Raw genomic sequence first — 13,175 nt, 5'->3', positions numbered from 1 at the left:
GCATAGCCTGAACGCGCCTATCGAAACAGCGCAGCGTGTCGGCGCGCTGCCGAAATCAGGTGTCGGAGATGCACGAATGGCATCGATGGCACGAGTGGCAGGAGTGGTACGAACGCCGAAAGCGCAAGACACGCGCCCGGGGCGTGGGCGATCGTGAGCGTCGACTCGGCTGCCACATGTGCCACTGCGCCGGCACGCCTCGGAATTTTTTTCAGCGCCGATCGCAAACCGTTCGGTAAAGAAGCATCGCGCGATGTCGTCCGCGCGCAGCACTTTGGCGGAACCTCTCCACGCAGTCGCGACAACATGGACAACTCGTCGAACTGGCGAAGCCATGCCGGGAATGAGCCCATGCGCAACATCCTGTCGCCACGCCCACAGCAACCTGACACGATGGGCTATGCCGCACGCGAGATCGGCATCGTTCCGTGTGCGCTCGTCTTTCTGGCGGACGGCGGCATCGGGAGCCCGAACTTGCGAAAGGGCGACCGGTTCAGCTATGTGGCCCAGGCCGTTACGCTCAATCGGAGTCTGCTGGCCGCCCGGCTGCCGCGGCTGACCATCGCGAGCAACGCGCCCCGTGAAATCAGCGACTATCTGTCCCGCTTCGAGGCCGACCTGTGTCCGACCGTTATCCCACTCGCGTCATCGCTCGAGTTGCCTGAAGGGACGCCGTTCTACGGTGCGCACTTCAAGCTCGACCTGCTGGAGCAAATGGCCCAGACCCTGCCGGAGGGCAAACTGTTGCTGCTGCTCGATACGGACGTCATCGCCCAACATGGACTCGACATGGATCTGCTGCGGCGCTGTCATGCGTCGGGTGTCGGTGCGTTCGACATCTCCGACCAGGAGTTCTTTGCCTACGGTGCAAGCCGCGTTATTGCCGACCTGGAGCGGGTGGCAGGAAGATCGCTTGGCAATCCGCGCTGGTTTGGCGGAGAGTTTCTGCTTGCATCGCGCGAATTCATCGATCGACTCGTTCCTGTCGCACGCGCGTGTTTCGATCGTTATCGCGCGGTGATTGGCGAGCTGCACCATCAGGGCGACGAGGCGTTCGTGTCGGCGGCGCTGAATATCCTTTCGGACGAGGGGCAGCGGATCATCGACGTGGGGGAATATCGTGCAATCGGACGACACTGGTCCGGCAACACACACCGCGATCTACGATGGTTCAGACACTGCGCGTTGCTGCACTTGCCGGACTGCAAGACACTACTCGGCCGCGAGGCGCGTCAGCGGACTTTCAGCGGCGCCCGCGTCTGGCGACGGATCGTCGTCAGGCATCAGATGCACCGGCTCGTCTGGCTTTTCAGAATCTACGTGAGGTCGCGCTAACGATGCGACGCCGCTGCCTCCAGGTAGGCGAAGTCAGTTCCTGCCGTCGCGTGCCGACGGCAACACGTGATCGCGGAACAATTCGCGCAGCTTCAGCTTGTGCAGCTTGCCCGTCGCCGTGTGCGGCAGTTCGTCGACGAAGACGACATCATCGGGAATCCACCACTTCGCGACCTTGCCTTCGTAGAATCGAAGTAACGCTTCGCGGCTCACATCGTTGCCGGGCTGCTTGACGACCACGAGCAGCGGCCGCTGCGCCCACTTCGGATGCGGGCACGCAATGCACGCCGCTTCCGCCACGCCCGGATGCCCGATCGCGATGTTCTCGATGTCGATTGAACTGATCCACTCGCCGCCGGATTTGATCAAGTCCTTGCTGCGGTCGGTGATGCGCATGAAGCCGTCTTGATCGATTGTTGCAACGTCTCCGGTGGGAAACCAGCCGTCGACAAGCGGCGACGCGTCGTTGCGGTAATACCGGTCGATCACCCACGGCCCGCGCACATGCAGGTCGCCGAACGTGGTGCCGTTCCACGGCAGCTCGCGTCCGTCTTCGCCGACGATCTTCATGTCGATGCCATAAAATGCATGCCCCTGCTTCTCGCGCAGCCTGAGCTGCTCGTCCGGCGGGCGCTGTGTCTGCTCGCGGTTGAGCGTCGACAGCGTACCGAGCGGCGACATCTCCGTCATGCCCCAGCCATGAATTGCCTCGACACCATAGCCGTCCCTGAACATCCTGAGCATCGCGGGCGGCAATGCGGACCCTCCGACAACCGTGCGCTTCAGCGACGAGAAGCGAACGCCCGCCTCTTCGACAAAGCGTAAGAGTCCGAGCCATACCGTGGGGACCCCCAATGTACAGGTCACGCGTTCCGTTTCGATCAGCTCATAGAGCGACTTGCCGTCGAGGTCCTTGCCCGGCATCACCAGCTTCGTGCCCGTCAGCGGCGCCGCGTACGGCGTGCCCCACGCGTTCACATGGAACATCGGCACGGCGGGCAGCACGCAATCGCGCGCGGATAGACCCACGGCGTCCGGCAGCGATGCGGCGAGCGCGTGCAGCACCGTCGAGCGATGCGAGTACAGCGCGCCCTTCGGATTGCCGGTGGTTCCCGAGGTGTAGCACAAGCTGGACGCGCTGCGCTCGTCGATGGGCGGCCAGTCGAATGCGCCGTCCTGCTGCGCGAGCAGCGCTTCGTAGCTCGATGCCGCCGTCGACATGCGCGGCATGTGCACGTCGTCCGTCAGCGCGACCCAGCCGCGCACGTTCGGGCACTGCGGCGCGAGCACGTCGACGAGCGGTGCGAACGTGATGTCGAACAGCACGTAGCGGTCGTCGGCGTGATTGACGATGTAGGCGATCTGATCGGGAAAGAGGCGTGGGTTGATCGTATGGCACACGGCACCGCAACCCGCCGTTCCATAGTACGCTTCCAGATGCCGGTAACCGTTCCATGCGAGCGTGCCGATCCGCTCACCCGTTTCGACGCCCAGTGCGATCAGCGCCTGCGCGAGCTGCTTCGCGCGCTTTTCGCAGTCGCGGTACGTGTAGCGATGCACGTCGCCCTCGATGCGCTTCGACACGATCTCCGTTGTCCCGAAGTGGCGTGACGCATGCGCCAGCAACGAAGGAACCGTCAGCGGCACGTCCATCATTCGCCCGTACAGCGGTGTCGTCATATCCCGTTCTCCTGCCATTGTCGGGAACTTGATAGTTGCGCCCAAGACGCCATCTGCGATCGAACTTGTCAGGATAGAAGCTGCGCTATTGATCTTTTCGTACTGGTCAATCGCGTGCTGAATGGCATTCGGTGATTCAGAAGATAGGTTAGCGCCGGACGTGTTGCAAATCGCTAATAAAGAGTTGCTGGTGCCGTGCCGTTCACCCGTTGAAATTGCGAATGGCGAGAGCAAATAACCGTTCTACGTCTGGAAGCGCTCGTAGTGGTCCCCAGCATCATCTCTGCCAGCAGATGCCGTTAATGAGTTCAGGGGCCGTTGTTGCGTTTATGCAAAAGCAACCCACCGAACCGCAATTTTAGATAGTTGAATTCGCAAACATTTGCACGCTTTCACTACAAATTGAATCCGGCGAGCGAACCGTCTTGCCCGTTCGCTCGATTACCGCGCTGCGATTGAACACGCCCGTCAGCGCGTCGCTAGCGAGTGCGGCGCACCTGGCTGAGGGCATGCGGGACGCGATCAGCCACTACGTTTTTGCTGCGCCCGTCAATCGAAGCATCACGGCCAGCTTTGGCATTAGCGCCAATGCCATCGGCACCGACTTTGACACGGCTTACGGCCTGGCTGATGCGGCTCTGTACCGCGCGAAGCGGGCCGGGCAACCGGGTGGAATTCGCGGATCAGTAAGCGCGCCGATGGCGCAGTTCAGCACACCACGCATGTCGCGACTCAACCACACGGCGCGATCCGCGCTATCAGGAGAGTTCCAGTTTTTTGGGCAATTCACCCAATTGCCGAAACACCGTCAGCCAGTCTTCCAGATGCCATGTTTTGGCCACAAGGTTGCCGCGCAACTGATGGAAGGAATGGATGGCGAAGCGGATCTGCTTCGATGTCGCAGCAATGCCGAGCAGATTGCCGGTTTGTGTGCCCGTTACCTCGGCTCGTACAGCGACACGGTCGTCGTGTATGAGCAGGTCGAGTATGTGGACCTTCATGTCCGGCAGTGCCGAGGCGATATTTTCGAACAGCTTGCTCATCTGTTCGGGGGCAGGAGCTGCGCCCGGAAGCTCCGGAATATATTCCCAGTCAGGCGTGACGACCTGACGTAGTAGCGAAACGTCCTTCGTCGAAAACGCGAGATAAAACCGCTCAATCGTGTCACGTACCGCTTGTTCATTGGCGAGGGGCATGTCTGTGCTCCTTGAAAGCCGTACGCGAGACGTACGGGCAGCATTTCGCCGTATCTTTCCGGCTTGAGAGGACGCGTGCTTCCGCGATAATCGCACACGTTGGGGAATCGGCGCCTGGAGGAAAAAAGTTCCCGATGTCAGGCGCGAGCGAGCCCCGGTCAAGGAAGCCGGGCTGACCTTCGGACGCTGGCGCCAGCAACTGCATGCGATCGTCGCGATCAGAGACGGTTTCGAATCGGTCAGGAGAACAATGACGGTTGAGGCAAAGTTTGCTACTGTAAGTCGGGGGGCGAAAGGGTCTTCCGTCAGATCACTCACACTGGAGCAACCTATGAACGCAATCAGAACACTGAGGCTGGCTGGTGCTGCATTGATTGTTGTCGCTTCCGTCAACGCCTGGGCACAGGGAAGCGAGTCCGCCGCCCCATCGACGACAACGCAGGGCACGTCCAAATCCGCCGTCAGAAAGGCGAATCGGGCATTGAGCAAGAAAGTGGTTCAGGCTCTTTCAAAGGGCGGTGTCGATACCAGTGGGATCAATGTGCTTGCGAAAGGCGGTGCGGTAACGCTCGCTGGAAGCGTGACGGACGGATCCGAGATCGAGAAGGCGGGCTCGATAGCGAAGGGCGTTTCGGGCGTGACGTCCGTCAAGAATGCTCTGACGATTCGCGAAGGCGGGCAATGATACTGGCTCACGGAGCCGGCCTGTACCGGGGCGTCAGAGGCGTCACGGTACACGGCTGAATGAGTACATCGCCGCCAAGTTTGGCGGCTTCTGGTCGTGTGTTTCGCCAGCGCCCGTCAGAACGTTTTGTTGTGGCGGCCGCGGTGGTCGTGGAGCGGGTCGGGACTCTTCATCGTTTCGCGCAGTACACCGGCGCCGTCAAACGAGAAGTTAAAGAGCTGATACCAGACGCCGTCTTCGAAATACCGGTAACTCCATACTTCGCGCTTCTTCAGTGGAAAGTATGCCGTTTCCGCGGGCCGGCCGAACCGGACGAGGACGTCGCTCTTCGTCCACTTGTCAGGCTCCGCGCGATAAAACTCGCTGGGTTGCAGCACCTGCCGGACATTGATCACGTTGCCGGCCGCGTCGATGTCCGCTGCCGTCGTGACCTCGCCCATTGGCTGCGTCGGCCACATCAATCGCCTCGCACCGTCGGGCAGGTCATAGACCTCGCGCGGCGGACCCAACCTCGTGACAACGGCGGATTCCGGTTCGCCGGCATGGAACCCTTCCCACGGCTGCGCGCAGGCACCGAGCGCAATAACGGATGCACAGGCGAACAAAGGGCGCATACGGCAGCGCAGGCGCCAGATAGCGTGGCATGGCATGGAGAACTCCCGGCGGTTCACATCGGCAATTTAACACCGTCGCGTGACAAAGATTTGAGCCAATAGCAGGAGATCATTGTGAGTGAGTGCGGCCTGAGCATCCTTTACCGGGACTACCTGGATTGCCTGAACCGGCGGGACTGGGAGGCGCTCGGGCAGTTCGTCGACGACGAAGTCATTCACAATGGCCGACCGATTGGTTTGCCGGGATATCGTGCGATGCTGGAGCGCGATGTTGGCGACATACCGGACTTGCAATTCGACATCGAGTTGCTGGTGGTCGAGCCTCCTGTGGTCGCGAGCCGCCTGCGGTTCGATTGCGCGCCTCGACATACTTTCCTCGGATTGCACATCGGCGGCAAGCGGATCGTCTTCGCTGAGAACGTGTTCTACGCGTTTCGCGGCGGGAAGATTGCACAAGTGTGGTCGATCATCGACAAGACGGCGATCGAAGCGCAATTGCATCGCGCGGCCGAATCGCACTGAGATGGCAGATGCGGTGACGGAGCGCTGGACAACTCAGCGCGCCTTGTCCGGGCCTCGTCGGGTCTTGCGTTCAAACGTGTGAAAGCACCTGGCCTAGACTTGATGTGCGGGGATTGTCGCTGCGATCCAGATGAGGTGTCTGTTCCTCATTGATTGATGTCTACGTGAAGTTGATCTATTTGGAATCCTATGTTTTAAATAAAGATCCAGTTTGAAAAGAGAAAGTACGCCCTATGCAGATGACAAGGGAGTCTAGAGACGCCAATTTCCACGCGGTAATAAAAACTGATGCCGTGTCTATTCCAACATGGAATATCGGAAGCCCACACGGATGAAGTAAGTCTGGCCGCGATGGATGAATGACGGGGCGCGCACGAGCGCTGCGCTGGATTCGGCGATTCAGCGCAGCGTGGGGAGAAGAGGAATGGAAAAAGGGAACGGGAAACGCCTTTTTTGCACCTTTACGGTTTGCGTTTGCGAATGAGGCTGACCTTTCCGTTGCGCTCCAGAATGGCCGAATGGACTTCGTCCAGATTGGGCGAGTGAAACGTCTGCCGCGCGGCTTCAAGGACATCCGTGCGGGTGATGAGCGCGGCGGACATCTGGCGGGCGTCGAAGCGGCCGTCGCGATAAACTTCCCGCTCGCTTCCGACTGTCAGCGATTCAAGCCATTCCGACCGCACGCAAACCCAGGCCAGTGCCCGATGAATGAGGACAATGACGAGTGCTGCGACAAGCGTTGGAACAGCGGGTGACGCGCCGACGATCACGCGGCTCAAGGTCGCGCCGAGCAGAATGGCCACCACATAGTCGAATGGCGAGCGCTGTCCGAACGATCGCCGGCCGGAAATACGGATAAAGATAAGTGCGGCAAAAAATACAGCAATAGCTCGCATGGCCGCCTGAAGCGAACTCAGGTCCTTGCCCTCCCCAAAAATGGCTGTGAGCACGTCCATTTTCATCTTCCTTTCCGGCGCATTAACCGGACGATGAACCGTCAGAAGGCGTCTGTCCGCAGTCCGCGGCGGCCCACTCCTGCGGCCCGACGTATCCTGGCAAACCCAGCGCTGTTGGACTTCGCGCGAGCTTGACGGCTTTGTCCACCAGCGCCTCGAATTGCTCATCGCTATCGGGCCGCGCAAACGTTGCTCGAAACAGGTTGGCCCACCGGAACTCTTCAAGCGGTACGTCCGTCTTTTCGTAGCCGCCGGCGTCGCGCACTGCTGCCGCGAGGCTGCGGAATTCATCGTCCGCGGCTTCCCATACATGCGTCGGCATTTGCGCGAACGATGCACGCCGTCCGTCCGGGTCATAGGGATAGGTCCACCCGCTGTTTTCCAGGGTCAGCCAGAACTCCGCAAGCGTAAGCGACGACAGGTCGCTGACCAATACGAACGGAACGGTCCGGATTTCAGCGCGCCACAACGCGGTGGCGACATGATGGTGGTCGATCGCGTAAGGCGCGCCGTCTGGCCCGAACACGACGGGTACGGGTTTTTCGGCGATGGCGATCTCCAGATCGTGACCCTTCAGCGTCTTATACATGGCCGACTTCTGCCTGATTTGACGCTCCCCGTGTGTCATCTGCGTCGCGCGCAGGCGGTCAATTTCCAGTTTCTCCATTGCGGTTCCTCCATCTCCGCCAAATGCGCGGAAGCAAGCACGACGGTGTGGAGCGCCGAAGGCCGAAGACTTCGCATTCCGTCGCGCTAATCGTGCTGACAGTCCAGCAGGGAGCGTGCCGCAGGGCCGGATGGGGCGCGCGAGCGGCGCGACCCGCGATGGGAAAAGCGGATGCTTTCTCGGCCCTCGTAGACGAGTGCTTGCATCAGATGCTCCAGTCAGATTGAACGGAAATGGGTTCCCGCAACGCGGAACTGACAACCAATTCTTCAAGCGTCGCCGCGCAGTATCCGTTCCTCGAAGTGCCCGCCGCACTCGCGCATCTACAGCGAGGTCATGTGCAAGGACAAGTCGTCATTCAAGCCTGATTGACGGACGCGCTTCTTTGCACCTGGTCTGGAATCGTTTTTGCTGGTTCAGAACCCAGGAAGCCGATTGGGTGGCGCGGAAATGCACCGCAATGAACAGCAGAATTGACGGCCACGGTCACGCAAAGAATCAGAAGCGCTCGCTCGCCGCTCGGCAGGGTCTGCTGCGCTGGGTCAACGGTCTCGCCGTTGCGCGCAGCTACGAAGCGAAGTGGCTGCCGCATGACCTCGTAGCGGGCGTCACCTTGAGCGCTGTGCTCGTTCCAGCCGGGATGGCGTACGCGGAAGTCGCGGGATTGCCGGCCGTGAACGGACTGTATGCGTCGTTTGCGGCGCTGCTCGCGTATGCGCTATTTGGGCCCAGCCGCATTCTCGTGCTCGGGCCGGATTCCGCGCTTGTCGCACTGATCGCAGCGAGCGTGATGCCGTTCGCTCACGGCGACGGCAATCATGCGCTCGCGGCGGCCGCCGCACTCGCGATTCTCGCGGGCGCGATCTGCATCGTTGTCGGTCTGCTCAAACTGGGGTTCGTGACTGAACTGCTGTCGCTTCCCATCCGCTATGGCTTTCTCGATGGCGTGATCCTGACGATCATCGTCAGCCAAATGCCGAAGCTATTGGGCTTCAAGGGAAAGGGGGAAGCGTTCTTCGAGCAGGTGCGCAATCTGTTCGATGGCATTGTGGGTTCGAAAGTGAATCTCATGTCGTTCGCGCTCGGCGCGGGTGCGCTCGTGTTGATTCTCGTGTTCAAACGCTTCTGGCCAAGGGTTCCTGCCGTGCTGATAGCCGTAGCCGGTGCGACCGTCGTTGTGATGTTGACGGATGCGGCGCAGCGCGCGGGCGTCTCGACCGTCGGGGCGGTTGCTCACGGCTTGCCGGCGCCGCGCATACCGATGCTGCCGCTCGACGAATGGTGGCGTCTTGCGGGCAGTGCCGCCGCGATTGCGCTGGTGTCGTTCACCGACATCAGCGTTCTGTCGCGCACATACGAAGTGCGCAACCAAACGAAGGTCGATCGCAATCAGGAGTGTGTTGCGCTCGGTCTGTCGAATCTTGCCGCAGGTTTTTTTCAAGGGTTCGCAGTGAGCGCGAGCAGTTCGCGCACGCCCGTTGCCGAAGCCGCAGGCGCCAGGACTCAACTGACGGGTGTCGTCGCGGCGGTCGTCGTGGCCGCGCTGCTGGTGTTTGCGCCGCGTTCGCTCGCGAACACGCCGCAGTCCGCGCTGGCCGCTGTCGTGATCGCGGCGTGTCTGAACATGATCGAAGTCCGGGGCATGGTCCGTCTGTACCGGCTGCGCAAGAGCGAATTCCTCCAGGCGATGGTGTGCTTCGCGGGCGTGGCCGTTCTTGGTGTCGTCGACGGAATTGCGCTCGCGCTTCTGCTGAGCGTCATGTCCTTCCTATGGCGTGCGTGGCGGCCGCACGCCGCGGTGCTCGCACGCGTCGATGGGATGAAGGGCTATCACGACGTATCGCGGCATCCCGAAGCGCGGCGTATCCCGGGGCTCGTGCTGTTGCGCTGGGATGCGCCGCTGTTCTTCGCCAACGCAGAGATCTTTCGCGAGCACGTACTGCGTGCTATCGATGAGTCGCGAGACGCGGTACGGTGGATCGTCATTGCCGCCGAGCCCGTCACGGACATCGACCTCACGGCCGCCGAAGTGCTCGAGACCCTGCACGCGGAACTGGCCGAGCGGAAGATCGCGTTGTGTTTCGCGGAGTTGAAAGGCCCCGTCAAGGACAGTCTCAAGCGTTACGGGATGTTCGACATGATCGGCGAAGATCACCTGTTCCCGACGATCGGCGAAGCCGTCAACGGGTATTTGCAAAGGCATCATGTCAAATGGCGTGACTGGGAAGATGCGTAGCACGCATTGCACGGCCCGCGGCAGGTGGATGGAATCAGGGTCGTCAGCTTCGATTCGCCCGAAGGTTGCGTCGCAGGTTATTACCCGGAATGCAATCCGCTCATTCCTCTTTCGCATCACGCGAAATAGAGCAAGGTGCCCGCAGCAAAGTCGATCCCGGTACGGGTCGTGCGCGAGCGGCAAGCGCAGCGCGTTTGAGGAGCCTTTCATGGCAAGTCCAATGGACGACCTCATCTCGCGACAGACCGCATCGCTGGGCGCGAAGCGCATGTAGAACCCAGCGCGCTTGCCGGCACGGCACGTCAGATGACGCGTTGAACGGAGAATGCGCCCGCGCATGCGTCATTGAATACGCGAGATCTGTTTCGACACGGCCGCCGGGCTGTCATAGTTGTGATCGGGCAAGCGGTCGATCAGATCGACGATATCGGTGTTCGCGTGATTCTGACGCGCCTGTTCGACGAGTTTTTCGCGCGTCGTCGGATATTCGATACCGGCAAGCGCCTTCTGGATATCGACCGGGTTCGGTTGTCCTGGATGACGTTGGTCCTGGGCGTTGGCGGGATGCTGTGACATGAGTGTTTCTCCTCGGGGGTGCGGGGCGGGCGCGGGCCCGCTGCCGCGGAGTTCTTCGGGATGCATACGCGATGCCTGCCCTAAAGGGCTTTTCGTGGGGTTTACGCGGGGTTTCCGCGATCGATATGCAGTCGGTCTCGGGCACATCACTTGCGGTTTGTCGGGCGGACTGGCGCTTCGCCGAAACCTGACGGGAGAGACCTATGAGCGAGGATGCAAACAAGGAACTTGCGGCCGAGGCCGCCATTGCGAACACCGCTGCGGATGCGATAGGGCTGTTGAAGGCAGACCACCGCGCAGTCGAAAATCTGTTCGCTGCATTCCAGCAAGCAGGCGATACGGACCTCGAAGTGAAAGGCGCGCTTGCACAGCGCGCATGCGAGGAATTGACCGTTCATACGATGATCGAAGAGGAGATTCTGTATCCCATCGCGCATCATGCGCTGGACAGGCGCGATGAGATCGACGTGGACGAAGCGTATGTCGAGCATTACCTCGTCAAGACGCTGATTGCAAAGTTCGATTCGCTCAAACCAGGCGATCGCGGTTTCGATGCGACGTTCAAGGTGATGTCGGAGATGGTGCGTCATCACATCGAAGAAGAGGAGTCGGCGCTGTTCCCGGAGTTGCGCGAAAGCAAGCTCGATCTGGTGCGGCTCGGTGAACTGATCGCCGCGCAAAAGGCGGAACTGGTCAAAAAGCTCGAAGCGGCGGGAAGCAAGCTGGTCGGTGACGGGAGCCTGACTTTTCGTCCGTCGCGCGAACTGACGTGACCCATGCACGCGCAGACGCTCAAACAGCGAACCGATCGTCGCGAGGCTTCGACGGCGCACAGCGAATCCGCGAGCGGCGCGCTGGTGCTCGGCGCCCTCGGGGTCGTGTTCGGCGACATCGGTACGAGCCCGATCTACGCGCTGCGGCAGGCTGTCGTCGATGCGGGCCGGGTCGATGTGCAAATCGTCATGGGCGTGCTCTCGATGATCGTATGGGCCGTCGTGATCGTCCTGATGCTGAAGTACGCGTTGTACGTGATGCGCGCCGACAATGAAGGCGAGGGCGGCATCATCGCGCTGACGGCGCTGGTGCGCTCGGGATACGAAAGGGCGCAACGGCGCGTGCCGCGCACGTTGCTTCTGGCCGGGCTTTTTGGAGCCGCGATGTTCTATGGCGACTCGATGATTACGCCGGCCGTGTCCGTGCTGTCGGCGGTCGAGGGGTTGTCGGAGATCAGTCCCGCTTTCGGCCCCTGGGTCGTACCCATTGCGGCTGCGATCCTGATTGCGCTGTTCGTCGTGCAGCGGCGCGGCAGCACCGCGGTCGGGCGCATGTTCGGGCCCGTGATGGGCGTCTGGTTCGCCTCGCTGGCAGCCGTCGGCGGGTACCGGATTGCGCAACACCCCGAGGTATTGAAGGCGCTGTCGCCGCAGTGGGCGTTGTCGCTCGCGATCGCTCGTCCTGGTATCGCATTCACCATTCTGGGTGCTGTCATTCTCGCGCTGACGGGCGCGGAAGCGCTGTACGCGGATATCGGGCACTTCGGGCGCAGAGCGATCCGCGTTGCACTTGTCGCTATCGTATTTCCGTCCATCATCATTGGATATTTCGGGCAGGCCGCCACGCTGCTGTTCGAACCCGGATCATTCCAGCAGCCCTTTTTCCACGCGCTGCCTTCGTGGGCGCTCATTCCTGGTGTCGTGATTGCAATGCTGGCGACCATCATCGCGTCGCAAGCAGTCATCTCGGGCGCTTTCTCGATGACGAGCCAGGCGATCGAGCTGGGCTTTCTGCCTCGCATGCGGATCATCGAGACATCGAAACAGCAGCGTGGACAGGTCTATTCTCCCGCCGTCAATGCAATCCTTTTCGCGTCGGTCCTGTTCCTGGTGCTGGGCTTTCAGACATCCGCGAAGCTGACTTCGGCTTATGGCATTGCGGTTGGACTCACGATGTTGATCACCACCATCCAGATGACGAGCGTATCGCGCAACGTCTGGGGCTGGCCCGGCTGGTGCGTCGTCCTCGTCAGCGCGCCTCTGCTGGCCGTCGACCTGACGCTCGTGGCCGCCAACATTCCGAAGATTCCTTCCGGCGGCTGGTTCCCCGTCACGGTGGGCCTCGTGCTCTTTCTGCTGATGTCGACGTGGAATCGCGGGCGCGAGCTTGCAGCGGTTCACGCGGACCGCGCCGAGCCGCTGGACCAGTTTTTGAACCACGTGTTCAACCGCGACGAGCGTCCGGCGCGCGTTCGCGGCACGGCTGTCTATCCGGGAAACAAGGCAGGGATGACGCCGGCGGCACTGAAAAGCAATATCCGGCACAACGGCGTGCTGCACGAAACGGCGATTTTTTTCGCCAACCTGTCGGAGTCGGCGCCGCGCATCGACGAAGCCATGCGCATCGAAACACGCGATCTGGGTAACGGATGCTACGAAATCATTGCTCGCCACGGCTTTGTCGAGCGCATGAATTTGCCAAGGCTGCTTGAATCACTGAGCGCACGACTGGGTGACTGGACCTACGATCCCGCGCATACGACCTTCTTTCTGCCGCGCGATGAAGTCATCAAGGGGTGTTCGCATGGGGAGATGACGCGCTGGCGCGAGGCTTTGTTCGGGCAGATGTCGTTTCACTCGGCTTCGAGCGCTGAATACTACGGGCTTCGGCCGGAAGACGTCGTCGAACTGGGGGTCCAGATCGCGCTCTGAAAG

Annotated in this window: 12 protein-coding genes and 1 pseudogene; 7 read left to right on the top strand and 6 right to left on the bottom strand. The window is 61.0% G+C overall.

Going from position 1 to position 13,175, the window contains the following annotated elements; all coding sequences use genetic code 11:
* Positions 1 to 351 precede the first annotated feature (351 nt).
* Positions 352 to 1,335 carry a response regulator receiver protein gene (locus J8I87_RS02230; protein WP_209929816.1) on the top strand — a complete coding sequence of 328 codons (984 nt, stop codon included), beginning with the start codon at positions 352 to 354 and terminating at the stop codon, positions 1,333 to 1,335.
* A 33-nt stretch (positions 1,336 to 1,368) separates the two neighbouring features.
* On the opposite strand, the gene J8I87_RS02225 is transcribed toward J8I87_RS02230, so the two are convergent.
* Complete coding sequence (locus J8I87_RS02225) at positions 1,369 to 3,015, bottom strand: 3-(methylthio)propionyl-CoA ligase (RefSeq protein ID WP_209929815.1); 1,647 nt, start codon at positions 3,013 to 3,015, stop codon at positions 1,369 to 1,371.
* A gap of 482 nt (positions 3,016 to 3,497) precedes the next feature.
* Here J8I87_RS02225 and J8I87_RS44415 point away from each other — a divergent pair.
* Positions 3,498 to 3,705, top strand: a pseudogene (locus J8I87_RS44415) (diguanylate cyclase domain-containing protein); the annotation flags it as partial.
* A 68-nt stretch (positions 3,706 to 3,773) separates the two neighbouring features.
* Here J8I87_RS44415 and J8I87_RS02220 read toward each other — a convergent pair.
* A complete protein-coding gene (locus J8I87_RS02220) occupies positions 3,774 to 4,211 on the bottom strand; it encodes an ester cyclase (RefSeq protein WP_209929814.1) in 438 nt (145 codons plus the stop codon).
* 331 nt (positions 4,212 to 4,542) lie between these two features.
* Between J8I87_RS02220 and J8I87_RS02215 the strand changes: the two genes are divergently transcribed.
* The gene (locus J8I87_RS02215; protein ID WP_209929813.1) at positions 4,543 to 4,896 is read left to right on the top strand and encodes a BON domain-containing protein; all 354 of its coding nucleotides are present in this window, start codon (positions 4,543 to 4,545) and stop codon (positions 4,894 to 4,896) included.
* A 116-nt stretch (positions 4,897 to 5,012) separates the two neighbouring features.
* Here the strand turns inward: J8I87_RS02215 and J8I87_RS02210 are convergent, their stop codons facing one another.
* Positions 5,013 to 5,546 carry a hypothetical protein gene (locus J8I87_RS02210; protein WP_245253662.1) on the bottom strand — a complete coding sequence of 178 codons (534 nt, stop codon included), beginning with the start codon at positions 5,544 to 5,546 and terminating at the stop codon, positions 5,013 to 5,015.
* A 78-nt stretch (positions 5,547 to 5,624) separates the two neighbouring features.
* Here J8I87_RS02210 and J8I87_RS02205 point away from each other — a divergent pair, with 78 nt between their 5' ends.
* A complete protein-coding gene (locus tag J8I87_RS02205) occupies positions 5,625 to 6,032 on the top strand; it encodes an ester cyclase (RefSeq protein ID WP_209929812.1) in 408 nt (135 codons plus the stop codon).
* A 461-nt stretch (positions 6,033 to 6,493) separates the two neighbouring features.
* On the opposite strand, the gene J8I87_RS02200 is transcribed toward J8I87_RS02205, so the two are convergent.
* Together J8I87_RS02200 and J8I87_RS02195 are read right to left on the bottom strand one after the other, a co-directional pair.
* A complete protein-coding gene (locus J8I87_RS02200; RefSeq protein ID WP_209929811.1) occupies positions 6,494 to 6,988 on the bottom strand; it encodes a DUF421 domain-containing protein in 495 nt (164 codons plus the stop codon).
* 22 nt (positions 6,989 to 7,010) lie between these two features.
* Positions 7,011 to 7,655, bottom strand: coding sequence for a ParB-like protein (locus J8I87_RS02195; protein WP_209929810.1), 645 nt, complete (start codon positions 7,653 to 7,655; stop codon positions 7,011 to 7,013).
* A 460-nt stretch (positions 7,656 to 8,115) separates the two neighbouring features.
* On the opposite strand from J8I87_RS02195, the gene J8I87_RS02190 reads away from it, so the two are divergent.
* On the top strand, positions 8,116 to 9,891 hold the full coding sequence (locus J8I87_RS02190; RefSeq protein WP_209929809.1) for a SulP family inorganic anion transporter: 1,776 nt from the start codon (positions 8,116 to 8,118) through the stop codon (positions 9,889 to 9,891).
* 342 nt (positions 9,892 to 10,233) lie between these two features.
* Here J8I87_RS02190 and J8I87_RS02185 read toward each other — a convergent pair whose 3' ends face one another.
* On the bottom strand, positions 10,234 to 10,467 hold the full coding sequence (locus J8I87_RS02185; RefSeq protein WP_209929808.1) for a DUF2795 domain-containing protein: 234 nt from the start codon (positions 10,465 to 10,467) through the stop codon (positions 10,234 to 10,236).
* 203 nt (positions 10,468 to 10,670) lie between these two features.
* Here J8I87_RS02185 and J8I87_RS02180 point away from each other — a divergent pair, with 203 nt between their 5' ends.
* Both J8I87_RS02180 and J8I87_RS02175 read left to right on the top strand, forming a co-directional pair.
* A complete protein-coding gene (locus J8I87_RS02180; RefSeq protein WP_209929807.1) occupies positions 10,671 to 11,240 on the top strand; it encodes a hemerythrin domain-containing protein in 570 nt (189 codons plus the stop codon).
* Between the two features lie 3 nt (positions 11,241 to 11,243).
* Positions 11,244 to 13,172, top strand: a complete 1,929-nt coding sequence (locus J8I87_RS02175; protein ID WP_209929806.1) for a potassium transporter Kup — start codon at positions 11,244 to 11,246, stop codon at positions 13,170 to 13,172.
* The last annotated feature ends 3 nt before the right edge of the window (positions 13,173 to 13,175 follow it).

Origin of the sequence: Paraburkholderia sp. LEh10 (assembly GCF_017814945.1) — a bacterium.
In the GTDB taxonomy this organism is placed as follows: Bacteria; Pseudomonadota; Gammaproteobacteria; order Burkholderiales; family Burkholderiaceae; genus Paraburkholderia.
The sequence above is the reverse complement of the archived record's forward strand: the minus strand, read 5'-3'. Positions and strand labels throughout refer to the sequence as shown.

Coding starts and splice junctions, on each gene's coding strand:
- J8I87_RS02180 (WP_209929807.1), top strand. CDS start 10,671: ATGAGCGAGGATGCAAACAAGGAACTTGCGGCCGAGGCCGCCATTGCG.
- J8I87_RS02220 (WP_209929814.1), bottom strand. CDS start 4,211: ATGCCCCTCGCCAATGAACAAGCGGTACGTGACACGATTGAGCGGTTT.
- J8I87_RS02195 (WP_209929810.1), bottom strand. CDS start 7,655: ATGGAGAAACTGGAAATTGACCGCCTGCGCGCGACGCAGATGACACAC.
- J8I87_RS02225 (WP_209929815.1), bottom strand. CDS start 3,015: ATGACGACACCGCTGTACGGGCGAATGATGGACGTGCCGCTGACGGTT.
- J8I87_RS02230 (WP_209929816.1), top strand. CDS start 352: ATGCGCAACATCCTGTCGCCACGCCCACAGCAACCTGACACGATGGGC.
- J8I87_RS02200 (WP_209929811.1), bottom strand. CDS start 6,988: ATGGACGTGCTCACAGCCATTTTTGGGGAGGGCAAGGACCTGAGTTCG.
- J8I87_RS02175 (WP_209929806.1), top strand. CDS start 11,244: ATGCACGCGCAGACGCTCAAACAGCGAACCGATCGTCGCGAGGCTTCG.
- J8I87_RS02185 (WP_209929808.1), bottom strand. CDS start 10,467: ATGTCACAGCATCCCGCCAACGCCCAGGACCAACGTCATCCAGGACAA.
- J8I87_RS02190 (WP_209929809.1), top strand. CDS start 8,116: ATGAACAGCAGAATTGACGGCCACGGTCACGCAAAGAATCAGAAGCGC.
- J8I87_RS02215 (WP_209929813.1), top strand. CDS start 4,543: ATGAACGCAATCAGAACACTGAGGCTGGCTGGTGCTGCATTGATTGTT.
- J8I87_RS02210 (WP_245253662.1), bottom strand. CDS start 5,546: ATGCCATGCCACGCTATCTGGCGCCTGCGCTGCCGTATGCGCCCTTTG.